This is a genomic window from Marinactinospora thermotolerans DSM 45154 (genome assembly GCF_900167435.1).
Lineage (GTDB): Bacteria > Actinomycetota > Actinomycetes > Streptosporangiales > Streptosporangiaceae > Marinactinospora > Marinactinospora thermotolerans.
On record NZ_FUWS01000001.1, the window covers coordinates 317,152 to 343,548 of the forward strand.

The window sequence follows — 26,397 nt, forward strand, 5'->3', positions numbered from 1 at the left end:
CCCGACAGCGTTTTCCCTCATTTGAGGACCAGGAGGCGGGCAAGACCGCGCTACCCGGTGGGACCCTGCTAGAGTATGTCCTTCTAGCGGAAAATATACACAGCTCTAATAGACAAGGATACTAGATAAATGGATCCCTGTCAATCCACCTCCTCGCGGGAAGAGGCCCGCAGGGCTGCGCTCCGCCAGGAGCAGGCCCACCTCACCCGGCTCTACACCCGGTTGGACGCTGTCAGGGAACGTGCCGAGACCGCACTGCGGGAAGCCCATGGGCGCGGCGGCGGAGGCACCCGACAGGCCCTCATCGAACGGGAGGTCACCGCGGAGGAGCAGGCCCGCCTGGTGGCCCGTTTCTCCTCGGTCGAACGAGGACTGTGCTTCGGCCGCATCGACCACCGTGACGGCGAGAGCTTCCACATCGGCCGGATCGGGCTGCGCGACGAGGAGCACGAACCGTTGCTGATCGACTGGCGCGCTCCGGCCGCCCGCCTCTTCTACACCGCCACCCCCCAGACCCCCGGAAGTCTGGTGCGCCGGCGCCATCTGCACACCCGGGATCGCACGGTCGTCGGCGTGGAGGACGAGGTGTTCGACCTCGACGGATTGACCGAGGAGGACCGGCGGACCCTCGTCGGCGAGGCCGCCCTCCTGGCCGCGCTCCGGCGTGGACGCACCGGCCGGATGAGCGACATCGTCGCCACCATCCAGGCCGAACAGGACCAGGTGATCCGCTCCGGTCTGGCCGGCGTCCTGGTCGTCCAGGGCGGGCCCGGAACCGGTAAGACCGTCGCCGCGCTGCACCGCGCCGCCTACCTGCTCTACACCCACCGCGACACGCTGGCCCGCCGGGGCGTCCTCATCATCGGCCCCAACCCGACGTTCCTGCGCTACATCGGCCAGGTCCTGCCCTCACTGGGCGAGACCGACGCGGTGCCGGCCACGGTCGGCGAGCTCTTCCCCGGCGTACGGGCCACCGAGACCGAGGAACCTTCCGCCGCGCTGCTCAAGGGCGACCCGCGCATGGCGCGCCTGGTGGCCGAGGCGGTGCGGGACCGGCAGCGGACCCCCCGTGACGGCGACGGGCTGCGCGTGGAGGTCGACGACATGGAACTGCGCGTCGGCCAGGATGTCTGCCGGCGGGCCCGCGACCGCGCCCGTGGCCTGCGCAAGCCGCACAACATCGCGCGCAAGCTCTACGTCAACGACGTGCTCAAGGACCTCGCGCTCGACCAGGCCCGCCGTCTGGGTCGCCCCCCGCTCGACGACGAGGACGTGCGCTACGCCCGGGCCTCCCTGTGGGCCGAGCCCACGGTCCGCGCGGCGATCGACCGGCTGTGGCCCTACCTCACACCGCAACGGCTGCTGACGGAGTTGTTCGCCGACCCCGCGGCGCTACAGCGGGTGGCGCGCCGAGCCGGACTGGGGCCCGATGAGGCGCGGACGCTGCTGCGGCCGGCCACAACCCGGTGGACCGTCTCCGACGTTCCCCTCCTCGACGAAGCCGCCGAGCTGCTCGGTGAGGACGACAGCGCGGCGCGGGCGCTGGAACGGGTCGCGGCCGAGGAGCGCCGCGCCGAGGAGCGCTACGCCCAGGGCGTCTTGGAACTGACCGGCCTGTCCGAACAGGGCTTCCTCGACGCGCGCGCCCTCGCCGAACGCCATCGCGACCCCGGAGCGCGGCTCACCACCGCCGAGCGGGCCTGGGCCGACCGGCGCTGGGCCTATGGCCACGTCATCGTGGACGAGGCCCAGGAGCTGTCGGCGATGGCCTGGCGGATGGTGATGCGTCGCGTGCCCACCCGCTCCCTGACGATCGTGGGCGACGTCGCCCAGACCAGTGACCCGGCCGGGGCGCGCTCCTGGGCCGAGATGCTCGACCCCTACGTCGGCGGGCGCTGGCGCGAGACCCGGCTGCTGGTCAACTACCGTACGCCCGCCGAGATCATGGAGGTGGCCGCCGACGTCCTGGCGGAGGTGGCGCCCGGACAGCAGCCGCCGGAGTCCGTGCGCGACGGCGGGACGCCACCGCGCGCGGTGCGGATGGCGACGGCGGAGTTGCCCGAGGGGCTGCCGCGTCTGGTGGAGGCCGAGCGGGCCGCGATCGGCGAGGGGCGCGTGGCCGTCATCACCGCGCGTTCCCGGGTGGCCGAGGTGCGCGCGGCCCTGCCCGACCTGCCGTCGGGGGCGACCCCCGAGGCGCTGGACTCCCCCGCGACCACGCTGACGACCACCGAGGCCAAGGGGCTGGAGTTCGACGCGGTGATCGTGGTGGACCCCGACGGGATCGTCGCCGACTCCCCCAAGGGGGGACACGATCTGTACGTGGCGGTGACCCGGGCCACCCGCCGGCTCACCGTCGTCCACCACGGCGAGCTCCCGTCCATGCTGGGCCGGCTGCGCCGCGTCAGGGGATGAGCCGGCGGGCTCGGGCCGCTCGTGAGGGCGGCCCGGGCACGCCGGCACCCGGATCAGCCCCTCTCCTGCCACCGCGCCGCGAACATCCGGTGGAAGGAGGCGCGGTCGTTGGTCTGGGGGAAGGGTTCGTCGGGAACCTCCACCCCGAGGAACCCGCACAGTCTCTCCCACCCCTGCCCCACCTCGAACACCAACAGCCGCTCCGGCGGGACGGCCGCGCGGACGGCGGCGTTGTGCTCCTCATAGACCCGGATCGCCGCCTCCGGGTCGTCCACGCGGTTCCCGAACGTGCGTTGGTGGACGATCTCCTCCGCGAGTTCGAGCAGGGGACGGTAACGGGGGACGACCTCCTTCGCGGGCGGCGTGTCGAAGATGGTCTGCGCGGCGCTCTCGTACCAACGGCGCGGGTCGCGCACGCTCAGCACGACCTTGGCGTTGGGGTGGCGATCGAGAAGTTCACGCCAGAAGTAGCAGCCGGGCCAATCCACGATGGAGCGGTAGCCGGCGAGCAGGCGGCCCCAGTCGGCCCGCCCCCGGGCCGCGGCCAGCCAGGCCTCGGCCCGTTCGGGCCGTTCGACGATCTCGGCCATGTGGTAGCAGGGGCCGAACCCGAGCCGCTCCAACGCGTACTTCAGGGACAGGGTCCCGGTTCGTCCGAAACCGGCACCGATCACGTCCATGCGGCCCCACCCCTCCCAGTCGCCACGCGACGTCACCAGATCATCGCACAACGCGACGACAGTCGACCGGTGCGGGCGCCGGACCGCGCCCGCACCGCCGGCCGTCCCACCTCTTCCGGGGACGGCGGTTCAGCCGGCCGCGTCCAGGCGGGCCCGGTCCTCCTCGTCGAGCACCAGCCGGGTCGCCTGAAGGGTCTCCTCCAGCTGCTCCACGGAACTCGCGCCCACCAGGGGGATCATCGCGGGGGCGCGTCCCAGCAGCCAGGCGAGCACCACCTGGTTGGGGGTCGCCCCGACCTTGGCCGCGACCTCGCGCAGCGCCTCCAGACGGCGCGGGGTCCCCGGATGGTCATAGGGCGCGGACAGCGGTCGGTCGGAACGGGTGTAGCCGCCCGACAGCAGGGTGCTGTAGACGACCAGCCCGGTGGCGCGTCCCGCCGTGTTCTCCTCCTGGACGAAGTCGAGGAGCTCGGGGCTCGCGTGCACGTGGCCGCTCTCGGGCAGCGCGATGTCGAAGCGGGGCTGGAGGTAGCTGTAGCGGTACTGCAGCACCTCGTACCGGGGCCGGTCGCCCACCGCCGCCAGGGAACGGGCCCGCTCCAGCCGCCAGGTCGCGTGGTTGCTGGCGCCGACGAGGCCGATGGCGCCGGCCCGGCGAAGTGCGCCGAGCGCGTCGAGGGTCTCCTCCATCGGGACGGAACGATCCTCGATGTGGGTGTAGAGCAGGTCGAGGCGGTCCATCCCCAGACGTTCCCGACTGTCCTCCACCGCCGCGTGGATCGCGGAGGCGGACAGCCCTTCGGCGTCCTCCAGCCCTCGGCCGGGCGTGCGCGGCTGCGCTCCCAGCTTGGTGGCGATGACGACCTCGTCGCCGACCCCGCGGGAGGCCCGCCAGCGGCCGAGGACCCGCTCGCTCTCGCCCCCCGCGAAGCCCGGCACCCAGAAGGCGTAGTTGTTCGAGGTGTCGATGAACCTGCCGCCCGCTTCGACGAAGCGGTCCAGAATGGCGAAGGAGGTCTCCTCCCCCACCAGGGTGCCGAACGGGAGCGCTCCCAGACAGATCTCGCCGACCCCGCGCGCGGCCGGCCCCGTTCCCAGCGTGTGACGGCGCATCAGAGAACCCGTCCTTCCGTGGCAGCGGACGCGGCGAGAACGGAACGGTAGTAGTCGATCTTGTGCCGGATCGCGGCCTGGCGGCGCTGGAGCTCGGCGATACGCTCGGCCAGCCGCCCCTCGTGGGTCTCCAGGACGTCCAGGCGGCGGGGAATGGTCGCGTCGCCCTCGCGGACCAGTTCGGCGAACTCCCTCAGGCGGGCGATCGGCATGTCGGTGTCGCGCAGGCAGCGCACGAGCTCCAAAAGCTCCACGTCATGAGCCCGGTAACGCCGCTGCCCACCAGGGGCGCGCTCCACCAGGCCGAGCAATCCCTCGCGTTCGTAGTAGCGCAAGGTGTCGAGGCTCAACCCGAACCGGGCCGAGACCTCCTTGGGCGTGTAGTACTCGCTCATGGGAGGAGCCTGCTACCTGGAGTGCGCTCCAGGTCAAGTCCTCTCAGCCGGAGATCGCTCCGACGACCGCCGTGGTCAGGTCATCGACCACGGTCCCGGCGGGCATGTCGGGGTGCTCCAGCCACCACTCCCCCGCCGCCTGCACCATCCCGACCACGGCGTGGGCCACGATCTGGGCACGCACCGGATCGGGGATGTACCCCTCGGCCACGAGCATCCCGGCGATCTCCTCGCCGAGCCTGCGCACCATCATGCCGAGGTCACCGCGGGTGGGCGGGTCCTCGGCGGTGGCGCGGTGCATCAGGAAGCGGTACAGGTTGAGGTTCGCCCCGATCATGCCGAGGTAGGCGGCCACCGTCGAACGGGTACGCGCCCGCAGGCAGGTCGGCTCGCGCAGCTCGGAACGGACCCGCTCCATCAGCGGATCGACGTGGCGCCGGGCCAGGGCCCGGTACAACCCGCTCTTGTCGCCGAAATGGCGATAGAGGACGGGTTTGCCGATGCCCGCCTCGGCCGCGATCGCCGCCATCGAAGCGCCGGGGCCATCACGCTGGATGACCCGGTCGGCGGCGTCCAGGATCGCTCGGCGGCGTTCGGGGCTGCGCCCACGCGAGACGCGGCCCGCGGCGGGCGGGGTGCTGGTGCTCGGTGCGGGGTCGAAGGCCACACCGTCACACGGTAGCGCGCAGCACCGGGATCCGCTTGAACAGGGCGGTGACGGCCAGGCTGACGGTAAGGACGGCGAGGATGTGGAAGGAGGCCATGGCCAGCATGGCGATGGGGTGGTCGGGAACACCGGTGAGGCCGCGCAGCTCGTAGAGGACCACGACGTGCACCAGGAAGACCCCGAAGCTGAGATCCGACAACGTCTTGAGACGGCGCCGGGCCGGCTCGGTGTCGCGGTGGGACGCCGTGAACGAGGAGCAGTTCCGCCCGAAGGCCCGCAGGAGCAGGAACGCCGTGACCGACATGACCATGACGCTGGGCGAGAGGTAGGTGTAGAGGTAGTCGGCCTCGGCGGTCCAGCCGCCCGTGGCGTGGCCGATGAGCCCCGCGCCCAGCCCGGTGACGAGGATCGAGCCCGCGAACGCGCCCAGCACCCCCCACGTCTGGCGACGGGTGAGATCGGTTTCGCGCAGCAGGTAGCCCATGACGTAGTAGCCCACATAGGGCAGAAAGCGCGTGACCGCGTTGGGTCCGCCGGCGCCGTCGAAGACCGTGACGGCCTGGTCGACCATGCCCAGCGCCGACATCATGATCGCGAACCACCACAGCATCCGCGTGGTGGCGTAGCGGGTGATGATGCGCAGGAACGGCGTGAGGACGTAGAGACCGGCCAGCACGAACAGGAAGTACAGGTGGAGGGCCGGGTCGCCCGACAGGACCGTGCCGATGGCCTCGGACAGCGTGATGCCGCCCCAGCGGGTGTGCTCCAGGACCAGATAGATCCCCGTCCACACCACCAGCGGAATGCCGATGCGCGAGAACCTGCGGCGGTAGAACGAACGGAGCCCCTCCTCGCGCGGTTTCAGCAGCAGGGCCCCGCTGATCATGATGAAGACGGGGACGCACCAGCGGACCAGGGAGTCGGCCGCGTTGGCGGCCCACCAGGTGGCGGTGCCGTAGTCGGTGTAGCGGGTGGTGACGATCGGCGCGAAAGCGTGGACGACGATGACGGCCAGCATCGCCAGGACACGAGTGATGTCGAGCCAGGCGGTGGCTGCCGGAGTCGCCACCCGGGCCGGAGCCTCGGGGCCGCGCCCCGTCCTGTGCGCCGCCTGGGCGGCAGTAGAAGGCACGGGGGAGGTGGCGGTCATGGCGCTGTCCTCATCCAGTCGGCGACGGCTGAACTACTCCAAGTGATATCACGCTGTTATCAGATTCTCAAAGTATTCACAGGAAGCCCTGAATGTCCTGACATGCGGCTTTTGATGCACAAGGTCGGGAACGGCGGCTGCCGCCCCTCACTACCCCGCGCCTCCCGGGTCACACCACGGTCTCCTCCCGCAGCCGGATCCAGATCGCGTTGGCGCGCGCCACCTCCCGCCCCTCCTCGTCGTGGATCGCGCTGGCGGTGAGCACTTTGCGCCCCTCCTCGCCCAGCAGCCGGCCCGTGACCACATATGGCCGCCCGATGATGGGACGTCGCCGCACCCACGCGGTCATGCGCCCCAGGACCATGGGACGGCCGGTGATGTCGCTGGACCACCCTCCCGGGCAGTCCAACGCGGCCCAGACCATCTCCATCGGAACCGGCCCCGCGCCCCCGGGCGCGAGTGAGGCGTCCGGTGTCCAGTCGCAGGCGACGACCCGCTCGTCCGGGGCGTCGCTCACCGGACCTGCGTGCACCCGCAACCCATCCCCTGGCGCGCGCTCCGTTCCACAGGCGAAGCAGGTCGGAAAGGGGTGGGCGAGGGCGCCCCGGAACCTTCCCCGCGCCTCGCGGGCCACGACCGGCACAACGCCACCGGCCGGTTCGAGCGGTGTGGTGACCCGCACCGCCTCGGCCACCGTCTCGGCGCCGCGCACCAGCGACCGGACGCCCCCTTCCCCGACCACCACCCGCATGGGGGTGTCCAACGGCGGCGGGAGGCGCAACGTCACCTCGACGGTCTCCTCCATCTCCGGCTCGGCCAGCAGCCCGGCCACGTAACCGCCGTTGGCCGAAGCCGGCGGACCGTTGAAGCGGCCGGCCACGGTGAGTTCCCGCTCTCTGGCGGGAATGCCCGAATCACTCATGCGGACAGGCTAGGACGCGCCCCCCCGGCCGCCAGAAGCCGGGAGGAAGGGCACGGCCGCTTCGGAATCCCGCCCCACAACACCACCACCCTATGCAATGATGCCACTACCCTGAGCGCCTGGCGTCGCGCCGGTTGGCGGAACGGGGCCGGGCATGGGCGGGCCGGGGGCACGACGGCCGCCCGGATCCCACCGCGACGAGACCCGGCGGTTCCCGCCGGAGCAAGGAGGAATCGGCGTGGAGAAGACGGGTAGACCCGACCCCCTGCCCCCGGTGACGGACTGGTCGGGCGAACAGGTGGCCGGCGGATACGAAAGACTCACCCCCTCGGTGGAGTGGGTACTGGGATACCCCTTCGTCTTCCGGGCCCTGGGACTGGAACGGCTCCGGGGAGGACGCCTGCTGGACCTCGGCTGCGGCCCCGGCGTCGTCGCCGACCACGTGGCGCGCCGTTTCGGTGTCCACGTGGTGGCGGCCGACGTCTCACCCGCCATGCTGTCTCTCGCCCGGAGGAGGACCGGCCCCCTGGTGGAGCACCACCTCGTGACCGACGACCAGATCCCCGGCCTGGCCGACGCGTCGGTGGACCGCGCCATGTGCAACTTCGTCCTGGTGTGCGTTCCCGAGAAGGCCCGGATCCTGCGGCTCTTCCGAGAGGTCCACCGCCTGCTCCGTCCCGAGGGCCGCTTCGCCGTCCTCAACCCCAATCCCGCGTGCATCGGGACCCCGTTCTCGACCTTCATGATCGGCAGGAAGGGCGAGCGCTACTCCCCCGGGGACCCCCTGCCCGTCCGGCTCCGCCAGACCGACGGTTCCTGGCTGGACATCGTCGACACCTTCTGGCCCCTGGAGGTCTATGAGGAGCTGCTGGCCGAGGCCGGCTTCGGCGAGATCCAACGCGAGCTGCCCACCCCGGACGACGCCCACGGCGTGGCCGACCCGGACCTGATCGCCGGTCACACCTGGACGGCCGAACACCGGATACCGCCCTGCGCGCTCCTCACGGCCTCGCTCTGACTCCGGCGGGACCGGCCCGGCCGCACCGACACCGGGGCGGCTCCCCGGCCTTCGCTGGAGGAGACGCCATCGCTTCGCCGCGCGCGGCGGGACGGGCCGGAATTGAGGGACGATCCCATCGCCTCCGGCACCCCACCGGACCTTCCCGCCTCGCCGCCGACGGGTACGGGGCCGGTTCTGGATCGTCGCTCCACGCCGACACCGCCCGGGACGACCGGCGCCGCCCCGGACACGGGCGGGTCCCGCGCCTGAGGGCGCGGGACCCGCTCCTCGCTCTTCCGCCCCGCTCACCACCGTTCGCCGAGTCTTCGGTGGGACCTCCCCGCCGGTCGGGGCCGTGCTCTCCCCCGAGGCGAAACAGCTCTGGAATCGCGTTCCCGTCGTGGTCCGCTCAGTCGATCACCCGGGTGCCGTCGAGCAGGACCCCGATCGGTCGGATCCGCTCGGGCGCTCCGGGTCGGGTACGGCCGGTGAGCGTGCACGTCACCTCGGCCCCCGGATCCAGGCGGGCGGGTGTCGCACTGCTGGGTGCGAGCCTGACGCGCACCCCCTTGTCGTCGGCCTCCGTGTCCAGGAGCACGCCGTCGGCTTCGGCGAGCTCCACCCGGTCGACCTCGGATGGCAGGTGGAACGACAGCTCCCAGGCGTCTGCGGTGGCGGATCCGCGCGGGGCGGTCAGGGTCAGGCGCGCGGTGAACCCCTCGCCGTCGTGTCCGGTGCTCTCCCACTCCAGCGACGTCTCCGCACCGGTGCCCCTCGACGCGGAGGCGGCGCGCCGCGGGACCTCCCACAGCCACCACGCCTCGCCGTCGTCATCGGACGCGGACACCTCCAGGCGCCGCCCGGTGACGGACAGGACACCGCCGTCGCAGGCGCGCAGCCGCCATGTGGCCGGGCCGTGCTGCTCCAGCTCCCACAGCGTCTCGGCGGAGGAGCTGTCACCGGACTGGAAGACCCGGCCCTCGGCGTCGCGGCTCAGGCACGCGCCGGTGCAGGCGTTGACGATCCGGAACCGCTCCCCTTCGGCGAACACGCCGGGACCGATGTCACCCACACTGACCAGACGCCACTGCTGGCTGGAGGTGAGGTCGGGATCGGCCAATATCGCCGGAACGCCGTCGCGGGCGCTGTAGGAGGCCAGGTCCAGCCTGCGGCGGTCGTGGTCGCCGACGATCGTGTACGTCGAGTTCCTCTTGATGTCCTTGAGCTTGTGGGCGATCATCCCGACGTACAGGCACGCCGCGGCCTTCCCCGCGGGGTTGGCGCCGGTGACGGTCAGCGAGGTCACCCGGTAGCCCGGGATCACCTCATGAACCGCCTCCCGGGTGTAACGGTTGTCCGTGCCGTGCATCACGAAGTCGTGGTCGCTCTGTTTCTTGGACAGGCCGAGCTGGAAAACGCCGTACTCCTTCCAGTTCGGAGGCAGCCCCCTCGGCCGGAAGGGGTCCCAACGGACCTTCCAGGCGTGGATGTCCTCGCCGCTGTTGAGAACGATGGTGCGACGGGTGCCACCGCCGGTTCCGTTCTTCGGGCCCCAGGTCTCCCCGTTCTTGCACTGGAGGGCGTCGACCCGGTCGTGGCTCCAGATCGCCACCTCGCTGAGGAAGTGCGGGCTCCTCTTCTTGGGAGGCAGCTTGTTGATATCGGCGGGGGTTCCGTAGGGCCCGATGAAGACCTGGCGCCAAAAAGCGGCGTTCGCCCCGTTGGGGTACTTCTTGAGGTTCATGTACGGCCACAGTTCCAGGGCGACCTGGACACAGTTGGTCTCGGTCTCGCGGTCGTACTCGACGACCTGCCACTGCTTGTCGTGGTCGGCATGGCCCTTGCCGTCGACCGCCTCCTTGGCCCGTTTGGCGTACTCCGAGTAGTAGATCTGGTGGACGTAGGAGGGGAACCTGTCCTTGTTGTAGGCATTGCTGTAGGTCAGTATCTCCGCGAGTCTCTCCTTACGCTCGTTGACCACGGTCTCGTCCCAGCCCAGGAACCTCCCGTGGATGGCCATGTCACGCAGCAGGGAGATGTACAGGTCGGCCACCTGGACGAACATCGGGAGCAGCAGCGCCTCCGCCTCGTCCTCCTGGAACCGGGGGTAGGCGGAGATGACGGCGCTGTGCGCGTGCCCCCAGCGGGTCCGGACCTCGGCCTTCTCCTTGTCGGAGGAGAAGAACGTGATCTTCTTGGCCGCGTTCTCGTAGTCGTTGAACGTGTTGAAGACCCCGCGGAGATCGGCTTTGCACCTGTTCCAGATCCCCTGGTTGAGTTTCTCCTTGAGGAGGGCCTCGACACGTCCCTTGATGTCCTCCCAGACGTTGGTCTTCGGCTGTCTCTGGGGGAAGAGCTCGTCGAGAAGGAGACCCGCGATCAGCCCTATCTCGTTGCCGGCGAAGGGGACCTTCTTGACCCCGTACAGGATGATCGCCTTGGTGACGCTCTCCGGATCGAGGATGCCTCCCCCCGGAGCGCCCGGCGTGTACTGCTGCGGCACCACGGCCCGCACGGCCCGCTCCCTCGTGACGGCGGCGCCGGCCCGGTCCTGCCCGTACTGGTTCATACTCTCCCCCAGAGGATCGGCGTGCGTGACGGCCGCCGGATCCGGCCGCCACGGCCCACGACGAAGCGGCGCCGGTAGGAGACGCACTCCCACGTGGGCCACCGAGCCCGCTACCCGACGGCTCCGCCGGCCCATGCGCGGACAACGCATCCTTGGAGGGAACGGGAGGCCCACGGCGGATCGCTTCGGCCAGGGCAAACGCCCTTGAAGCAGGCATGGGGCGGGCGTGGCGCGGGGCAAGGGGAACGGTGCCACCACGAGTCCACGCCCACGGCGGCCGACCGGTGAAGGAGAGACGGGCCTAGCGCGCGTCACCCCTCACGGCACAGGCCCGAGAGGGTCCAAGCGTCGCGCGGTTCGTCGGGCTTCGGTGGCGCTCCCCTCACGCGAATCCGCCGTCGCTCCCCGCCCGGCTCTCGTCACCTCCGGCACCAGGTGTCCTACCGCCGTGGCACCGCCGCCCCGCGCACCACGTTCCCGGCCCCTCGGATGATCCGTGGTTCCGTCGCTGCCGCCGCAGCGGCGACACCCGTACAGGACCACGGGGGCAAGCCTGTGGGAACCGGCCGTCCCCACCTGCTCGCCCCCGTTCGGGTCCCGGAACACGTCTACCGGGACAACGCCGCCGGCACGGGCGTCAACGCACCGGCAGGCCGGTCACCGCGCGGCCGATGATGAGCCGCTGGATCTCCGAGGCCCCCTCGAAGATGGTGAAGATGGTCGCGTCGCGGTGCCAGCGCTCCACCGGGTACTCACGGGTGTAGCCGTTGCCGCCGAGGAGCCGGACGGCCTGCTGGGTGACCCAGGTGGCGGTCTCACTGGCGAAGAGCTTGCTCATCGACCCTTCGGCCTGGGCGAACTCCTTGTCGTTGCGGGCCATCCAGGCGGCACGCCACACCAGCAGGCGGGCGGCGTCGATGCGGGTGGCCATGTCGGCGAGGGTGAACGCGACCGCCTGGTTCTCACCGATCGGCCGGCCGAACTGGTGCCGTTGCCCGGCGTAGTCGCGGGCGTACTCGAAGGCGGCCCGGGCGCACCCCACCGCCATCGCGCCGACGCTGGGCCGTGACTTCTCGAAGGTCCGCATGGCCGCCTGGCCCCCCGAGCGCCGCCCCTCACGGGCCCGGGCGAGACGCTCGTCAAGGCGCTCCTTGCCGCCGAGGAGGCAGCGGCCGGGGACGCGGACGCCGTCGAGGACGACCTCGGCGGTGTGAGAGGCGCGGATGCCGTGCTTGCTGAACTTCTGCCCCTGGGACAGCCCCGGCGTGCCGGGCGGGATCACGAAGCTGGCCTGACCGCGCGAGCCGAGCTCGGGGTCGACGCTGGCCACCACGACGTGGACGTCGGCGATGCCGCCGTTGGTGGCCCAGGTCTTGGTGCCGTTGAGGACCCACTCGTCGGTCGCCTCGTCGTAGACGGCGCGGGTGCGGATCGCCGCGACGTCGCTGCCGGCGTCGGGCTCGGAGGAGCAGAAGGCGCCGAGCTTGACGTCGTCGGGGGTGCCGAACATCTGCGGCACCCACTCGAACAGCTGCTCCTGGGTGCCGTTGCTGGCGACCGAGACCGCGGCGAGCAGTGTGCCGGTGAGGGCCAGCCCGATGCCGGGGTCGCCCCAGTAGAGCTCCTCGATGATCACCGGAACCCCCACGCCGCTGGGCTCCAGCCACTGTTGGGCCCACATGTCCAGGGAGTACAGGCCGATCTTGGCGGCCTCCTGGAGGATCGGCCAGGGGGTCTCCTCGCGTTCGTCCCACTCGGCGGCCGCCGGGCGGATGACGTCGCGGGCGAAGGCGTGGGTCCAGTCCCGGATCTCACGCAGGTCCTCGCCCAGGTCGAGGCTGAATCCGGGGCCGGTCTCGGCACTGTCCGTCATGGGGGCACGTCCTTCGATGATTGACGCCCTTGGGAGGGCGTGGGGTGGCGGTCATCGAAACAGGGCGGCCGGAGCGGCCACCTATGTGTTACCAACGGTAACACAGCACCCCCGCCCCACCGGGGCGACGGACCGCCCGCCGCCCCGGACAGAGGCCGCGTTCACTCGACGGCGTGCCGCTCCAGGAAGGTGTACACGTCGGTCTCGTCGACCCCGGGGAAGGTGCCGGGAGGAAGCGCGGCGAGCACGTGGGAGTGGGCGCGCGCCGACGGCCAGACGTTGCCCTCCCATCGGGCGGCCAGATCCGCCGGCGGACGCACGCAGCACTCGCCGGTGGGGCACTCCGACTTCGTGCGGTGCGTGGTCTCGCGCCCCCGGAACCAGCGCGACTCCTTGTAGGGCACCCCCAGGGTGATGGCGAAGTTGCGCTCGCGGCTGGGATCGACGTGGGCGACGCACCAGTGGGTCCCGTTGGGCTTGTCGGTGTACTGGTGGTAGATCGAGTAGCGGTCCGGGGAGGCGAAGACCTGACGCCCCGACCAGTAGCGGCACATCCGCTGCCCCTCGATCGCCCCGGTGTCGTCGGTGGGGAAGATCAGCCCGTCGTTCTCGTAGGCCTTGTAGATGATGCCGGTCTCGTCGTTGCGGATGAAGTGGCAGACCAGGTCGAGGTGGCGGGTCGCCAGGTTGGTGAAGCGGTGGGCGGCCATCTCGTAGGAGACCGAGTAGACGTCGCGCAGATCCTCGACCGACAGGTCCCGCGCGGCCTTGGCCTCCTGGAGGTAGGGCACGGCCGTGGACTCCGGGATGAGGACCGCGGCGGCGAAGTAGTTGGCCTCGACCCGCTGGCGCAGGAAGTCCGCGAAGTCGCGGGGCTGGGCGTGGCCCAGGACGAAGTGGCCGAGGGTCTGCAGCAGGATCGTGCGCGGGCTGTGCATGCCCAGGGACTCGCGCTTGAGGTAGAGCCGGCGGTTACGGGTGTCGGTGACCGAACGGACCGAGCGCGGCAGGTCCTGGACGTAGCGCAGGGTGAACCCGTGGTGGGTGACGATCGCCAGGATCTGTCCCTGCGACAGGGCGCCGCCGCGGTATCCGATCGCGTCCAGGGTCTCCTGCGCGGCCTTCTCGATCGCCTCGAAGTAGTTCCCCCGCTCGCGCATCTGCCGGCGCAGGTCGGCGTTGGCGCGGCGTGCCTCCTCAGGGGTGGCGGTGGGTTTGGCGCTACGCCGCTTGAGCTCCTCGTAGAGCCCGACGATGTGTTCGAGGACGTCGTTGGGGACCCGCTTGCCGATCTTGAGGTGCGGCAGGGCCAGGGACCGGTAGACGGGGTCGCGCTGCGCCTCCTCCACGGCGATCTCCAGCTGGGCGCGCCGGCTGGGCGGCTGCCGGGAGAGCAGGTCCTCCACCGAGACGCCGAGGGACTTGGCCAACGCGGTGAGCAGGGAGAGCTTGGGTTCGCGCTTGCCGTTCTCCAACAGGGAGAGCTGGGAGGGGGCCCGCCCGACGCGTTCGCCCAGGTCGGCCAGGGTCATTCCGCGGGTACGGCGCAGGTGACGCAGCCGCTGCCCGAAGGTCACGAGGTCGAGATCCCCGGGCAAAGTCGTTATTTCTTCGGTCCCAAAGTACGCCATGGCTTCATCTTAGAGAAAGAAACGCACATCTTCGCCGGAATTCTTCTCGAAAAACTCTGGATCTTTGCGAACAATCATAGTTACCGGCGGGGAACAAACCATCGAGCCCACCCGACCTCGGGCCGGTGGGGGCTCTCCAGCCGGAGCATCTTCCAGGGGACGAACGAAGGCGGGATCACACATGAGCATCACCGGCCGTCAGCAGGAGGCCAGCGCGGCACTTCAGCGCGCGTGGGAGACCGACCCCCGTTGGGCGGGCATCGAGCGCACCTATTCCGCCGAGGACGTGATCCGGCTGCGCGGCTCGGTCACCGAGGAGCACACGCTGGCCCGCCTCGGAGCGGAACGGCTGTGGCAGCTGCTGCACAGCGAGGACTACGTCAACTCCCTCGGCGCCCTCACCGGGAACCAGGCCGTCCAGCAGGTCCGCGCCGGCCTCAAGGCGATCTACCTGTCCGGCTGGCAGGTCGCCGCCGACGCCAACCAGGCCGGCCAGACCTACCCCGACCAGAGCCTGTACCCGGCCAACTCCGTTCCCCAGGTCGTGCGCCGCATCAACAACGCGCTGCTGCGAGCCGACCAGATCACCTGGTCGGAGGGGGACGAGGACGCGCCGCACTGGCTGGCGCCGATCGTCGCCGACGCCGAGGCCGGCTTCGGCGGCGTCCTCAACGCCTACGAGTTGATGAAGGCCATGATCGCGGCCGGCGCCGCGGGCGTGCACTGGGAGGACCAGCTCGCCTCCGAGAAGAAGTGCGGCCACCTGGGGGGCAAGGTCCTCATCCCCACCGGCCAGCACATCAAGACCCTCAACGCCGCCCGGCTGGCCGCCGACGTCGCCGGAGTCCCCACGCTCGTCATCGCGCGCACCGACGCCCAGGCCGCGACCCTGATCACCAGTGACATCGACGAGCGCGACCAGCCCTTCGTCACCGGCGAGCGCACCGGTGAGGGCTTCTACCGGGTCCGCAACGGCCTGGACGCCTGCGTGGCCCGCGGCCTGGCCTATGCGCCCTACTCCGACCTGCTGTGGATGGAGACCTCGACTCCGGACCTGGAGGTCGCCCGCCAGTTCGCCGAGCGGATCAAGGCCGAGTACCCCGACCAGATGCTCGCCTACAACTGCTCGCCCTCGTTCAACTGGAAGCGCCACCTCGACGACGCCACCATCGCGAAGTTCCAGCGCGAACTGGGCCACATGGGATACAAGTTCCAGTTCATCACGCTGGCCGGATTCCACTCCCTGAACTACTCGATGTTCGAGCTCGCCAAGGGTTACGCGCAGACGGGCATGAGCGCCTACGTCCGGCTCCAGGAGGCGGAGTTCGCCGCCGAGACCGACGGCTACACCGCGACCCGTCACCAGCGCGAGGTCGGCACCGGTTACTTCGACCAGATCAGCACCGCGATCACGCCGGACGCCTCCACCACCGCGCTCACCGGATCCACCGAAGAGGACCAGTTCTCAGCGGCTCACTGACCCTGGTTCCTCATCCCCGGGCGACGGCCCGCCCCGCTTTCGTGGCTGGGGCGCGGCGGGACGTCGCCCCTGCGCCGCCGGCTCCGCGGTCACCGTGTCACCCGTGGGGCCGGCGGCCTCTTTGGTGTGTCGGGGACTTTCGGGGTAGGGAGGGGGTGCCCGGCCGCCCACGGGTGCCGGAGCACCACCTTGACACCGACCACGGGAGTAGCACCGTGTCGCTCCATGACGGTTCCCCCCTTCTCCGCCGCCTCGCCGGGGCCGGCCTGATCGCACTGCTCACCTTCGGACCGCTGACCGCCTGCAACGACACCGACGACGACAACGACGAGATCGTCCAGGAGGACGGTCAAGACGACGGCCAGGGCCAGGACGGCGACCAGGGCCAGGACGACGGTCAGGACAACGACCAGGACGACGGCCAAGGCGACGATTGACCCGGGGCCGGCGCGCGCCGTCACCCCGGCGCGCGCCGGCCTCGGCCGTTCGGCGGCCCGGGGATGGAACAATCGCCTGCATGGCCGAACAGAAATCCGGGCCGGTGGACGCGGCCGGCATCCCTGCTCCCGACGAGGCCAGGGGCTCTGCGGCCCCGTCCGTCCCGTTGCCCGGCACCGCTCCGCTCAGCCCGCGCCTGCTGGCCGGGGAGATCGCGTGCGTGCTCGCGTTGTCGCTCGGCGCGGCGGCGGTCTCCGCCACGATCTCCTTCGTCGGCTCGCTCACCGCGCCCGCGGCGCTGTCCCAGCAGACGGCCAGCCTGGTGGGATCCCAGGCCGCGGCCGACCGGCCGTGGCTCGATCTGTCCCGGCAGCTCTACTCGCTGGCGTTCTCGATGGCCCCGGTGGCGCTGGTCGTCTACCTGTTGCACCGCACCCGCGAATCGGCCCGGCCGATCGGCTTCGACCTGCGCCGGCCCGGTTTCGACCTGGCGGCCGGCGCCGGCCTGGCCGCGCTGATCGGGCTGGGCGGGCTCGCCGTCTACCTGGTGTCATGGCGGCTCGGCCTGACGGTCACGGTCGAGCCGAGCGCGCTCAACGGGCACTGGTGGCAGACGCCCGTCCTCGTTCTCCAGGCCGTGAAGAACGGCGTGCTGGAGGAGGTGATCGTGGTCGGCTACCTGATGTTGCGGCTGGGCCAGCTGGGCTGGTCGCCCCTGCGCGCCGCGCTGGCCGGATCGGTGCTCCGCGCCTTCTACCACCTCTACCAGGGACTGGGGATGTTCCTGGGCAACCTGGTGATGGGACTGGTGTTCTGTTGGGTGTTCCGCCGCTGGGGCCGGGTGATGCCGTTGGTGGTGGCCCACTCGCTCATCGACATCGTCGCGTTCATCGGTTCGGTGTATCTCATCGGCAACGTGTCGTGGCTGCCGGGCGGCTGACCCGGCCCCGAACGGCTCAGGGGGCCTTCGGGGCGGGCAGCACGTCCTCCAGATGACCGGGCCGGCCCAGGAACAGGCCCACGCCCAGGTTGACCGCCGCGACGACGATCAGCATGGCCATCGGCGCGTGCCAGGCCCCCGTCAGTTCGTGCAACAGCCCGAAGAGGAAGGGGCCGACCCCGGCCATGAGGTAGCCGATGCTCTGGCTGGAGGCCGACATCGCGGCCGTGCCGGGAGCGGTCCGGGTGCGCACGGCGAAGAAGGTGAGGGCCAGCGGGAAGGTGCTCATGCCGATGCCGATGAGCGTCGTCCAGGCCCACACCCCCGAGACCGGGGCCACCAGCAGCCCGGTGAAGCCGGCCAGGTAGCTCAGGAAGAACAGGACCACGAACCAGCGGTGGTCGCGGGTCCGCGCCATCAGGCCGGGCAGCACCAGCGAGACCGGAACGGACAGCGCCGTCAGATAGGACAGGGCCAGCCCCGCCCCCGCAGCGCTCATCCCGTGGTCGCGCAGCATCAAGGCGAACCAGCCGAACATGATGTAGGCGACCATGGACTGGGTTCCGAAGAAGACGACGCTCTGCCAGCCCATCGCGGTACGCAGCACCCGTGTCAGCCCGAGCGTCTCACCCCGCTCGGCGGAGGTGGGGCCGTGCCGCAGCAGCAGCGCCCAGGGGAGCGCGGCGACCAGTCCGAACAACGCGTAGGAACCGACCGCCACATGCCAGTTGCCCCCGGTGGCCTCGGTCATGGGAACGGTACCGGCCGCGGCCATCGTGCTGCCCAGGGCCAGCGCGGTGGTGTAGAGGGTGGTCATCGCGCCGACCCGGTGGGGGAAGTGCTGTTTGACCAGCGTCGGGATCAGCACGTTGCCGGCCGCCCCACCCGACAGCGCCAGCACGCTGAAGGCCAGGAAGAGCCACTGGTCGTCGGCGAGCGCCCGCACGCCCAACCCGACGGCCAGGGCCAGCAGCGCCCCGAGAAGCACCTGGTGCTCCCCCAGCCGGCGGATCAGCGCGGGGGTCAGCGCGCCGAACAGGGCGAAGCACAGCACCGGCAGGGTCGTGAGCACGCCGGCCACCGTCGGTGTCATGGCGAGATCCGCGCTGATCTCGTCGAGCACCGGTCCGACGCTGGTGATCGCGGTGCGCAGGTTGATCGCCGCCAGGCCCACGCCCGCGACCAGCAGCCACGTGACATGTCGCGGCCTACGGCCGGCCGTCGCCCCGGTTCTTTCCGATCCGCCCGCGATCGGCGCTGACACGCTCGTCACTTCCGCCCACAATCATAGGATGACAGGATGTAGTGTATTAGGGTAACGCATTGGGCATGCGGGGTCATGTCGTCGGCTGGTTGGTCTAAGCTCCGGCTTTAACCAACTCCGCATCGCACGGCCCACGGGAGTGGCCCCCACCCGTAGGAGGTAGGCGTATGCCTCTCGCCTCAACCCGTCGAACCGGCCTCGTCGACCAGGTCATCAGCCAACTGCGTACCCAGATCGACTCCGGCGAGTGGACCGTCGGCGATCGCATCCCCACCGAGACCGAGCTGTCCGAACAGCTTGAGGTGGGGCGCAACACCGTCCGCGAAGCCGTGCGCGCCCTCGCGCACGCCGGCCTCCTGGAGATCCGCCAGGGCGCCGGCACCTTCGTCCGCGCCTCAAGCGAGTTGGGCGGAGCGCTGCGACGCCGACTGGAACGCTCCCGGCTCCTGGAGAACCTCGAGGTGCGTCGCGCCCTGGAGCTGGAGGCCGCGCGGCTGGCCGCCCTGCGCCACACCGAGGACGACATCGCCGAGATCGAGGCCGCCCTGGCCCAACGCGACACCGCCTGGGCCCAACGCGACATGGCGGCCTTCGTCGAGGCGGACTTCAGCTTCCACCGCGCAGTTGTCAAGGCCACCCACAATTCCCTGCTCATCGAGCTCTACGACGACATCGCCCAGGTCGTCTACGACAGCATCGCCCACACCGCCTACGGCGAACCCGACCAGGAGGAAGGGATGAACCACGCGAACCTGAGCAGGGCCATCCGGGACGGGGACCCCGACCGGGCGCTACGCGAGGCGGCCTGTTACATCGACGACCTGCTCACCCAGGCCAAGGAGTGACCCCGACTCCTCCCGCCTCACCCCTTCACCGGCAGCAGCAGGCTCGTCCCGGTACGCCACATGACGTCCAGCAGCTCCTCGCGTGAAGGCTCTCCCTCTCCGCTGAGCGCCTCCGCCATGAGCTCGCGGAAGGCTCCCAGGATCGCCGCCGCCGCGTACCTGGGATCGACCGAGGCGTCGAGCTCGCCGCTGCGCTGTCCCCGTTCGATGCCGCGCGCCGCGATACCGACCTGGCGGGCCAACCGCTCGGCGTCGGTCTGCGCCGCCGCGGGCTCGCGCAACCTGCGCCCCACGATGACACGGCCCAGCGGGTCGTCGCAGAGGAAGTCGATCTCCCTGCGGATCCGCTCGTACTCCGATGCCAGCCAGCCGCCCGCCCCTATCCGCGTCGTGAACACCGCCGCGTCGTAGGCGTCGTAGAACTCGTCGACGACCGCGCTGATGAGGCCGTCCTTACTGCCGAAGTAGCGGTAGAGCAGTCCGGCCGAGACCTGGGAACGTCCGGCGACATCGGCCACCTCCAGCGTTCCGTCCCCCGAGAGGATCTCCTGCCGGGCCGCGGTGAGCAGCCGGCGCCGGGTCGCCATCCCCCGTGAGGACAGCCTCGGGCGCCGGCCCGCGGCCTGGCCCCGCTCACGTGGTGAGGGGGCCGGGTGCTTCGCGGTCTGACTCATGCGTCCTCCACCGAAACAGGTCGCACGGCGCGGACCGCGCCCCTGCGGCGGGTCCCCCTTATCGCTGCCGGGCGCCCTTCCGCGCAAAGTCTGCCGCCATGAAGCCACCCGCGTCTGGCGGTAACCGGAAATTCCCGCCTTCCCCCTTCCATTCCCCCTTCGGGCGCGCGGCACGTTTTCGGCGTTCCAGCCACGGCAGACCGGTGACCGTGGTAGCTTCTCCTCTCCGGCGTCCCGGACCTGCACCGCGCAGGGCCGTGCCTCTTTCACTGTCACATCCGGTAAAGGAGCCACGGCACGGTGCGACTCCATCTCGCGGTGTTCGCCTGCGGGCTGCGCCGCTATTCGACCTATCGCGCGGCGACGTTCGCCGGCCTGGTCACCAACAGCGTGTTCGGTCTGATCAACGCCACGATCCTGCTGGCGGTGTTCGCCGCGCGTCCAGAGGTCAACGGCTATGACGCCACCGACGCGGTGACCCAGGTCTTCCTCGCCCAGGCGCTCCTGGCGCCCGTCGCGGCGTTCGGCCCTCCCCTGGGGCTCGGCGAGCGCGTCCGCAGCGGCGAGGTCGCCGTCGACCTGTTGCGTCCCGCCCACCTCGCTCCGTGGTGGCTGGCACACGACCTCGGACGCTCGGCGTTCTCCCTGCTCTTTCGCAGTCTGCCCACCTTCGCCGTCGGCGCCCTGGTTTTCACGCTGCGCCTGCCACAGGGGCCGGCCCACTGGGGGATGGCGGCCGTCTCGGTGGCGCTGGCCATGCTGGTCGGCTTCGCCCTGCGCTACCTGTACGCCCTGGCCGGATTCTGGCTGCTGGACACCCGCGGCGTGAACACCGCCGCCGCGCTGCTCGGCAGCTTCTGCTCCGGTCTCCTCCTCCCGCTGGCGTTCTTTCCCGACCTCCTGGGATCGTCGCTGCGCCTGCTGCCGTGGGCGTCGATGGTCCAGGTCCCCGCCGACGTCTTCCTCGGCAAGGAGGGGGTGCTCGGCGGCCCGCTGGGCGGGCTGGCCCTCCAGGCGGCCTGGGCGGCGGCGCTGTTGTGGCTGTGCGCGGCGTTGACCGCCCGCGCCACCCGCAGGGTGGTGGTCCAGGGTGGCTGAGATCCACACGGCGCCGTCCCGTTCCCTGCGGGGCTTTTCCGCCCTGCTCGTCTACCCGCGCCTGGTCTGGGTCTGGACCCGCGCCATGGCGCAGTACCCGGCATCGCTGCTGACCCTGTCCCTGGCGCAGGCGCTCATCTCGCTCAGTGAACTCGCGGCGCTGTTCTTCGTGTTCTCCCATGCCGGCCGGTTGGCCGGTTTCGGCCTCCACGAGACGCTGCTGATCTACGGCCTGTCGGGCGTCGCCTTCAGCCTGGCGGACCTGTTCATGGGAGCGGTGGAGCGCCTCGGGGAGCACATCCGCCTCGGTTCGTTCGACACGATGCTGGTGCGGCCGGTCTCACCGTTGGCGCAGTTGGCGGCGGACGGTTTCTCGCCCCGCCGGCTCGGCAAGCTGGTACCGAACCTGGCCGCGCTGGTGTGGGCCCTGGGGGAAGCCGACATCGACTGGACCGCCGAGCGCGTGCTGTTGGTCCCGGTGCTCCTGTGCTCCGGTTTCGTCATCTGCGCCTCGGTGTGGACGATCGGGGCGTGCATCCAGTTCGTCGTCGCCGACGCCCGCGAACTCGCCAACTCGGTGACCTACGGCGGGCAGGCCATGACGCAGTACCCGCTCGCCATCTACGGCGCCGACATCGTGCGCACGGCCACCTACATCGTGCCCCTCGCGTTCGTCAGTTGGCAGCCCGCCCTCTACCTGCTGGACCGGCCCGATCCGCTCGGGCTGCCCGAAGGGCTGCGCCACGCCTCCCCCTGCGTCGCCGTGGCGCTGGCCCTGGTCGCCGCGCTCCTGTGGCGAAGCGGACTGCGCCACTACCGCTCCACCGGAAGCTGACCACCGCGAAGGAGAACACCGCCATGTCCCCGATCATCGAGGCGCAGGACCTCGGCCGGGAGTTCACCGTCTCCTCCGGCCGGCCGCTGCGCCGCGTCCGGCGCACCGTCACAGCGGTGCGCGACGTGACCTTCTCGGTCGCCTCCGGAGAGATCGTCGGCTACCTCGGTCCCAACGGTGCCGGAAAGTCCACGACGATGAAGATGCTGACCGGCATCCTGCGTCCGAGCCGGGGCCGCCTTCGGGTGACCGGGTTGGAGCCGTCGCGACAACGCACCCGGCTCGCCGGCCGGATCGGCGTGGTCTTCGGTCAGCGCACGACCCTGTGGTGGGACCTGCCCCTGCGCGACAGTCTCGCGCTGACCCGGCACCTGTACCGGGTGCCGGCCGCCGACCACGCGCGACGGCTGGCCGAGCTGACCGAGCTGCTGGAGCTGGGCCCCTTCCTCGCCACCCCGGTACGCCAGCTCAGTCTCGGGCAGCGTATGCGCGGGGACCTGACCGCGGCACTGCTGCACGCCCCGCGGCTCCTGGTGCTGGACGAGCCGACGATCGGGCTGGACGTCGTCAGCAAGTCCACGATCCGGGAGTTCCTGCTACGCCTCAACTCCGAGCAGGGGACCACGATCCTGCTCACCACGCACGACCTCGGGGACGTGGAGCGGCTGTGCCGCCGCGTGATGGTGATCGACCACGGCCGGCTGGCCTTCGACGGGGACCTGTCCGCCCTGCGCGCCACCGCCCCCTCCCCGCGCACCCTCATCGTGGACCTGACCGCGCCGGCACCCCCGATCGAGGTGGCCGGGGCCACCGCCACCCGGGTCGAGGGACCACGCCAGTGGCTGGAGCTGAGCGCGAACCCGGCCGAGGTGATCGCGGCGGTGAGCGCCACGCACCGGATCGCCGACCTGATGTTGCGTGAACCGGAGATCGAGGACGTGGTCGCGCGTCTGTACCGGCGCGAGAGGACCGCGTCCCTGGGCAAGGACGGCTGAGGACGGCCTCGTCCCCGCCGCCGGGACCGGCCCCCGCGCGCGATACCCCGGCGTAGCGGCCGGGAAGACCGCACGGCGCCCCGCCCTCTTCGGTGGAGCGCGGGACCGGCAACGGCCGCGCGCGGCCCATGGCGCCCGCGCGGGAACGGCGGCGCGCCGCTGTCCGCGCGTCTACCCCCGGTCGGGAACGTGGGCCGCGCGGACGCACAGCACGTCGGGAAGGTGGGCCGTGACCGGCCGCCAGGGCGTGTCGTCGCCGACGCGGGCGTAGACGTCACCGCTACGGGTGCCGAAGTAGAACCCCGGTGTCTCCGCGCCGTCGGTACAGGCGGCGTCGCGCAGCACGATGCCGTAGTAGGGCTCGGTGGGCAGTCCGTCGGCGGCCGGCCGCCACAGGTCGCCACCGTCGTCGGTGCGGTAGGGACGCAGGCGGTGGTCCGGCGGCAGGTGGCACGCCTCGCTGATCACCGGGAAGTTCAGCACCGTCCCGGGACGGTGCGGGTGGGCGACCATGGCGAAGCCGAAGTCGGAGGGCAGCCCCGCGGTGATGGAGGTCCAGCCCGAGGCGGGGTCGGCGCTGCGGTAGACCCCGTGGTGGTTTTGGGCGTAGAACACGCCGTCGGCGGCGACCGTCACCTTGTGCACGCACTGCCCGTGCTCGGGGTACTCCTGGGGGAGGAAGCCCGCGCGGATGCCACGGCTCGCGGGCGTCCAGGTGACACCGTCGTCACGGGACTGGTAGACCCCGCCGGTGGACATGGCGACGGTGATGAGCCCCCGCTCCGTGCGCCCGGCGTCCACCCGTCCGGGCAGCACGGTGTGGACCGCGGCCCCACCGGCGCCGGGCAGCCATCCGGGCCGGTGGGGATGGTCCCACAACGCCCGTACCAGTTCGAAGGACTCGCCCCCGTCGTGGGAGCGGAACAGGGCGGTGGGCTCCACCCCCGCGTAGACGGTGCCCGGCTCGTCGCCGAAGGCGAACTGCCACACCCGGGTGAGGGAGCCGCCGGAGTCGGGGGGAAAGGAGATGGGCGCGCGTCCCGGCTCCCGCCAGGTGACCCCGAGGTCGTCGCTGAACCACACGCTCGGCCCGAAGTGCGGGCTGTCGGCCCCGACCAGGATCCGGTGGTCGTGCGGGTCGACACCGATCGCGTAGACGGCCTCGCTGCCGCCTTGGGCTGCGGCGCCGACCGATCGCGGGCCGCTCACCTCCCAGACACGGCGGTCGTGGCTCGTCGCGGTGAACAACCCCTTGCGGGTCCCGATGAGCAGAAGGAACGGCATGACGGCTCCCAGAATCGGCTTCCACGACACTGTGGCACGTCCCTGTGACATTTTCGGGGACCCGGGAACGGGCGTGGGCCGTCCCCGGGTCCCCGCCCGTCCCGGCCGGGGACTACCTTCCCCCGTCGGCCCGGGCCGCGCCTTCCAGCGCGGGCGGGCGATCGGCCATCGTCGGCCCCAGCCGCGCCACGGTGTCCAGCGCCGCGCGCGCCGCCGCCGCGTCGTGCACCCGGAAGACCCGCGCGCCCTGCCAGGCCGAGACCGCGAGCACCGCGAGCGTGCCGGACAGGCGGTCGGAGACCGGCGCGTCGAGGGTCTCGCCGATGAAGTCCTTGTTGGAGACCGCCACCAGCACCGGCCAGCCGGTCGCGACCAGTTCGCCCAGTCTTCGGGTCAGTTCGAGGGAGTGGTAGGTGTTCTTGCCGAAGTCGTGGGTGGGGTCGATGAGGATCCGGTCCGGGTGGACGCCGAGCGTCACCGCGCGTTCGGCCAGGCCGGTGACCGTGGCGACGACGTCGGCGACCACGTCGGCGTAGGCGACGCGGTGCGGGTCGGTACGCGGCGCGAGGCCCCCGCTGTGACTGCACACCAGGCCGGTGCCGAATTCGGCGGCCACCCGGGCGAGATCGGGGTCGGCGCCGGCCCAGGTGTCGTTGATCAGGTCGGCGCCGGCCCGCGCGCACTGCTCGCCGACCTCGGCCCGCCATGTGTCCACCGAGATGACGACGTCGGGGTGGCGGCGACGCAGCTCGGTCACGAAGGGGACGGTGCGCCGGATCTCCTCCTCCGGTGGCACCGGATCGCCGTACCCCGCCTTGACCCCGCCCACGTCGATGATGTCGGCGCCCTGTTCCACCGCCGCGTCCACGGCCTTCAGCGCCGCGTCGAAGGCGAACGTCGCCCCTCGGTCGTAGAAGGAGTCCGGCGTCCGGTTGACCACCGCCATCACCGCGTGGGCCCCCGGCGGAAAGGTCCTGCGTCCCAGTCGCAGCGTCCCCGTGGGCTTCGGTGCCGCCGTCGCGGCGGATCCGTCCTCACCCATCGGTCCTCCCCTCCCCGTCTCCCCGGTGGCGTTCCTTGACCACCGCCAGATGCTCCCACGTCTCGGTCTGGGTCACCTCGGGGATGGAGCGGATCGCCTCCAGGGTCTCGACCAACGCGGGACGGTCCCCCGCGGTGGCGGTGCCGACGAGGTCGTAACGTCCAAATCCGGTGGCCGCGAAGGAGACCCCTGGCAGGGTGGCCAGCCGTGCGGCGAGCGCGTCGACGTCCCCACGGCAGCACAGGCCGAATCCGAAGTGCTCGTCGGCGCCCAGGGCCGAGGGTTCGATCAGCGCGGTCACGTGCACCACGCCGGCCTCGATGAGGCGGACCACCCGCGAGCGCGCCGCCGCCTGCGACAGTCCGACCAGACGGGCGAGCTCCGCGTAGGAGGCCCGGCCGTCGTGTTGCAGGTGGCGGATGAGCCGCCAGTCCAGGGGGTCGATCGTCACATCGCGCAGCTCGCGCACGCTGGAGTAGGCGTCCTTGACGATCAGGCCGCCGCGGAAGACCTCGGCCGTGGTGACCCCCGGCAGCGCGCGCACCGCGGCGAGCTCGGCGGCCAGCTCGGCGTCATCGCCGACCCGCACGTGGGCGACGGCGGGGAAGCGCCCCGCGGTCAGGGCCGCGAACGTCACGGCCTCCCTGCGGGCCAGCCCCTCCATCACCGGCCGAACCGGACCGGAAACACGCAATGAAATGTGTCCAAAAATTTCCCTCCCCATGACCCCGGCGTGGAGGACCCCCACGATCCGGATCGCTCCGGCACCGATCAGATGGCGGATCCGAGCGCGCACCGCTGTGCGCGAAAGCCCCACCCCATCCGCCAGTGCCTGGTAGGTCGCTCTTCCGTCCCCCTGCAGCGCCCTGACGAGCGCGGCATCGACCGCATCGAGCACGATGAATGCCTTTCATTCCCATGACGGCGCCCGTCTCCCCCTGGACGCCGCCCCCTCCTGCGGCCAGATCATGGCAGTTGCGGCGGCGGTTAACTACTGATCACGAAAGAAACAAGCCTGACTTTGGTTCGCGAAGGCCCGAGAACAAGACATCATCTCACTCAAAGGGACATATCAGACAGAGGGCGA

At 71.1% G+C, this 26,397-nt stretch carries 23 protein-coding genes; 9 read left to right on the forward strand and 14 right to left on the reverse strand.

The window, feature by feature from the left end; genetic code table 11:
- The first annotated feature begins 129 nt into the window (after nt 1-129).
- Nucleotides 130-2,415, forward strand: coding sequence for a HelD family protein (locus tag B5D66_RS01430; protein WP_078759720.1), 2,286 nt, complete (start codon nt 130-132; stop codon nt 2,413-2,415).
- 53 nt (nt 2,416-2,468) lie between these two features.
- Here B5D66_RS01430 and B5D66_RS01435 read toward each other — a convergent pair whose 3' ends face one another.
- From B5D66_RS01435 to B5D66_RS01460, 6 genes are all read right to left on the reverse strand, one after another.
- The gene (locus tag B5D66_RS01435; RefSeq protein ID WP_235000627.1) at nt 2,469-3,131 is read right to left on the reverse strand and encodes a sulfotransferase family protein; all 663 of its coding nucleotides are present in this window, start codon (nt 3,129-3,131) and stop codon (nt 2,469-2,471) included.
- A 93-nt stretch (nt 3,132-3,224) separates the two neighbouring features.
- Entirely contained in the window at nt 3,225-4,208 is a 984-nt protein-coding gene (locus B5D66_RS01440) for an aldo/keto reductase (protein WP_078759722.1), read from the reverse strand.
- Nucleotides 4,208-4,603, reverse strand: coding sequence for a MerR family transcriptional regulator (locus B5D66_RS01445; RefSeq protein WP_078759723.1), 396 nt, complete (start codon nt 4,601-4,603; stop codon nt 4,208-4,210). Before B5D66_RS01445 ends, B5D66_RS01440 begins: the two co-directional genes overlap by 1 nt.
- Before the next feature lie 43 nt (nt 4,604-4,646).
- Entirely contained in the window at nt 4,647-5,270 is a 624-nt protein-coding gene (locus tag B5D66_RS01450) for a TetR family transcriptional regulator (protein WP_078759724.1), read from the reverse strand.
- A gap of 4 nt (nt 5,271-5,274) precedes the next feature.
- Nucleotides 5,275-6,420 carry an acyltransferase gene (locus B5D66_RS01455; protein WP_078759725.1) on the reverse strand — a complete coding sequence of 382 codons (1,146 nt, stop codon included), beginning with the start codon at nt 6,418-6,420 and terminating at the stop codon, nt 5,275-5,277.
- Between the two features lie 169 nt (nt 6,421-6,589).
- On the reverse strand, nt 6,590-7,342 hold the full coding sequence (locus B5D66_RS01460; RefSeq protein ID WP_078759726.1) for a hypothetical protein: 753 nt from the start codon (nt 7,340-7,342) through the stop codon (nt 6,590-6,592).
- Between the two features lie 238 nt (nt 7,343-7,580).
- Here B5D66_RS01460 and B5D66_RS01465 point away from each other — a divergent pair, with 238 nt between their 5' ends.
- Nucleotides 7,581-8,360 carry a class I SAM-dependent methyltransferase gene (locus tag B5D66_RS01465; RefSeq protein WP_159457187.1) on the forward strand — a complete coding sequence of 260 codons (780 nt, stop codon included), beginning with the start codon at nt 7,581-7,583 and terminating at the stop codon, nt 8,358-8,360.
- 391 nt (nt 8,361-8,751) lie between these two features.
- Here the strand turns inward: B5D66_RS01465 and B5D66_RS01470 are convergent, their stop codons facing one another.
- The 3 genes from B5D66_RS01470 to B5D66_RS01480 all read right to left on the reverse strand — a co-directional run bounded on the left by B5D66_RS01470 (nt 8,752) and on the right by B5D66_RS01480 (nt 14,382).
- Complete coding sequence (locus tag B5D66_RS01470) at nt 8,752-10,911, reverse strand: insecticidal delta-endotoxin Cry8Ea1 family protein (protein WP_159457188.1); 2,160 nt, start codon at nt 10,909-10,911, stop codon at nt 8,752-8,754.
- 637 nt (nt 10,912-11,548) lie between these two features.
- Nucleotides 11,549-12,784, reverse strand: coding sequence for an acyl-CoA dehydrogenase family protein (locus tag B5D66_RS01475; RefSeq protein WP_078759729.1), 1,236 nt, complete (start codon nt 12,782-12,784; stop codon nt 11,549-11,551).
- Between the two features lie 161 nt (nt 12,785-12,945).
- The gene (locus B5D66_RS01480; protein ID WP_078759730.1) at nt 12,946-14,382 is read right to left on the reverse strand and encodes a helix-turn-helix domain-containing protein; all 1,437 of its coding nucleotides are present in this window, start codon (nt 14,380-14,382) and stop codon (nt 12,946-12,948) included.
- A gap of 214 nt (nt 14,383-14,596) precedes the next feature.
- Between B5D66_RS01480 and aceA the strand changes: the two genes are divergently transcribed.
- The 3 genes from aceA (at nt 14,597) to B5D66_RS01495 (ending at nt 17,273) form a co-directional block, all read left to right on the forward strand.
- Nucleotides 14,597-15,895 carry an isocitrate lyase gene (gene aceA, locus B5D66_RS01485; protein WP_078759731.1) on the forward strand — a complete coding sequence of 433 codons (1,299 nt, stop codon included), beginning with the start codon at nt 14,597-14,599 and terminating at the stop codon, nt 15,893-15,895.
- Between the two features lie 215 nt (nt 15,896-16,110).
- The gene (locus tag B5D66_RS01490; RefSeq protein WP_144290648.1) at nt 16,111-16,332 is read left to right on the forward strand and encodes a hypothetical protein; all 222 of its coding nucleotides are present in this window, start codon (nt 16,111-16,113) and stop codon (nt 16,330-16,332) included.
- Nucleotides 16,333-16,412: 80 nt separating this feature from the next.
- Nucleotides 16,413-17,273 carry a CPBP family intramembrane glutamic endopeptidase gene (locus B5D66_RS01495; protein ID WP_078759733.1) on the forward strand — a complete coding sequence of 287 codons (861 nt, stop codon included), beginning with the start codon at nt 16,413-16,415 and terminating at the stop codon, nt 17,271-17,273.
- A 16-nt stretch (nt 17,274-17,289) separates the two neighbouring features.
- On the opposite strand, the gene B5D66_RS01500 is transcribed toward B5D66_RS01495, so the two are convergent.
- Nucleotides 17,290-18,546, reverse strand: a complete 1,257-nt coding sequence (locus B5D66_RS01500) for a CynX/NimT family MFS transporter (RefSeq protein ID WP_078759734.1) — start codon at nt 18,544-18,546, stop codon at nt 17,290-17,292.
- 158 nt (nt 18,547-18,704) lie between these two features.
- On the opposite strand from B5D66_RS01500, the gene B5D66_RS01505 reads away from it, so the two are divergent.
- Nucleotides 18,705-19,382, forward strand: a complete 678-nt coding sequence (locus B5D66_RS01505) for a FadR/GntR family transcriptional regulator (RefSeq protein WP_078759735.1) — start codon at nt 18,705-18,707, stop codon at nt 19,380-19,382.
- Nucleotides 19,383-19,399: 17 nt separating this feature from the next.
- On the opposite strand, the gene B5D66_RS01510 is transcribed toward B5D66_RS01505, so the two are convergent.
- A complete protein-coding gene (locus tag B5D66_RS01510) occupies nt 19,400-20,056 on the reverse strand; it encodes a TetR/AcrR family transcriptional regulator (protein WP_159457189.1) in 657 nt (218 codons plus the stop codon).
- A gap of 300 nt (nt 20,057-20,356) precedes the next feature.
- Between B5D66_RS01510 and B5D66_RS01515 the strand changes: the two genes are divergently transcribed.
- The 3 genes from B5D66_RS01515 to B5D66_RS01525 all read left to right on the forward strand — a co-directional run bounded on the left by B5D66_RS01515 (nt 20,357) and on the right by B5D66_RS01525 (nt 22,984).
- Nucleotides 20,357-21,154: an ABC transporter permease gene (locus tag B5D66_RS01515; RefSeq protein WP_078759737.1), complete on the forward strand. Its 798-nt coding sequence runs from the start codon at nt 20,357-20,359 to the stop codon at nt 21,152-21,154.
- 85 nt (nt 21,155-21,239) lie between these two features.
- A complete protein-coding gene (locus B5D66_RS01520; RefSeq protein WP_078760020.1) occupies nt 21,240-21,989 on the forward strand; it encodes an ABC transporter permease in 750 nt (249 codons plus the stop codon).
- 23 nt (nt 21,990-22,012) lie between these two features.
- Nucleotides 22,013-22,984 (forward strand): ABC transporter ATP-binding protein, encoded by a 972-nt coding sequence (locus B5D66_RS01525; protein WP_200813474.1) that lies wholly within the window; start codon nt 22,013-22,015, stop codon nt 22,982-22,984.
- A gap of 171 nt (nt 22,985-23,155) precedes the next feature.
- On the opposite strand, the gene B5D66_RS01530 is transcribed toward B5D66_RS01525, so the two are convergent.
- From B5D66_RS01530 to B5D66_RS01540, 3 genes are all read right to left on the reverse strand, one after another.
- Nucleotides 23,156-24,268 carry a sialidase family protein gene (locus B5D66_RS01530; protein WP_078759738.1) on the reverse strand — a complete coding sequence of 371 codons (1,113 nt, stop codon included), beginning with the start codon at nt 24,266-24,268 and terminating at the stop codon, nt 23,156-23,158.
- Nucleotides 24,269-24,380: 112 nt separating this feature from the next.
- Nucleotides 24,381-25,310 carry a dihydropteroate synthase gene (folP, locus tag B5D66_RS01535; RefSeq protein ID WP_200813475.1) on the reverse strand — a complete coding sequence of 310 codons (930 nt, stop codon included), beginning with the start codon at nt 25,308-25,310 and terminating at the stop codon, nt 24,381-24,383.
- Nucleotides 25,303-26,208, reverse strand: a complete 906-nt coding sequence (locus tag B5D66_RS01540) for an Lrp/AsnC family transcriptional regulator (protein ID WP_078759739.1) — start codon at nt 26,206-26,208, stop codon at nt 25,303-25,305. The genes folP and B5D66_RS01540 overlap by 8 nt, the downstream gene beginning before the upstream one ends.
- Nucleotides 26,209-26,397: the final 189 nt, after the last annotated feature.

Coding starts and splice junctions, on each gene's coding strand:
- B5D66_RS01430 (WP_078759720.1), top strand. CDS start 130: ATGGATCCCTGTCAATCCACCTCCTCGCGGGAAGAGGCCCGCAGGGCT.
- B5D66_RS01440 (WP_078759722.1), bottom strand. CDS start 4,208: ATGCGCCGTCACACGCTGGGAACGGGGCCGGCCGCGCGCGGGGTCGGC.
- B5D66_RS01445 (WP_078759723.1), bottom strand. CDS start 4,603: ATGAGCGAGTACTACACGCCCAAGGAGGTCTCGGCCCGGTTCGGGTTG.
- B5D66_RS01455 (WP_078759725.1), bottom strand. CDS start 6,420: ATGACCGCCACCTCCCCCGTGCCTTCTACTGCCGCCCAGGCGGCGCAC.
- B5D66_RS01460 (WP_078759726.1), bottom strand. CDS start 7,342: ATGAGTGATTCGGGCATTCCCGCCAGAGAGCGGGAACTCACCGTGGCC.
- B5D66_RS01470 (WP_159457188.1), bottom strand. CDS start 10,911: ATGAACCAGTACGGGCAGGACCGGGCCGGCGCCGCCGTCACGAGGGAG.
- B5D66_RS01475 (WP_078759729.1), bottom strand. CDS start 12,784: ATGACGGACAGTGCCGAGACCGGCCCCGGATTCAGCCTCGACCTGGGC.
- aceA (WP_078759731.1), top strand. CDS start 14,597: ATGAGCATCACCGGCCGTCAGCAGGAGGCCAGCGCGGCACTTCAGCGC.
- B5D66_RS01495 (WP_078759733.1), top strand. CDS start 16,413: ATGGCCGAACAGAAATCCGGGCCGGTGGACGCGGCCGGCATCCCTGCT.
- B5D66_RS01505 (WP_078759735.1), top strand. CDS start 18,705: ATGCCTCTCGCCTCAACCCGTCGAACCGGCCTCGTCGACCAGGTCATC.
- B5D66_RS01510 (WP_159457189.1), bottom strand. CDS start 20,056: ATGAGTCAGACCGCGAAGCACCCGGCCCCCTCACCACGTGAGCGGGGC.
- B5D66_RS01520 (WP_078760020.1), top strand. CDS start 21,240: ATGGCGCAGTACCCGGCATCGCTGCTGACCCTGTCCCTGGCGCAGGCG.
- B5D66_RS01525 (WP_200813474.1), top strand. CDS start 22,013: ATGTCCCCGATCATCGAGGCGCAGGACCTCGGCCGGGAGTTCACCGTC.
- B5D66_RS01530 (WP_078759738.1), bottom strand. CDS start 24,268: ATGCCGTTCCTTCTGCTCATCGGGACCCGCAAGGGGTTGTTCACCGCG.
- folP (WP_200813475.1), bottom strand. CDS start 25,310: ATGGGTGAGGACGGATCCGCCGCGACGGCGGCACCGAAGCCCACGGGG.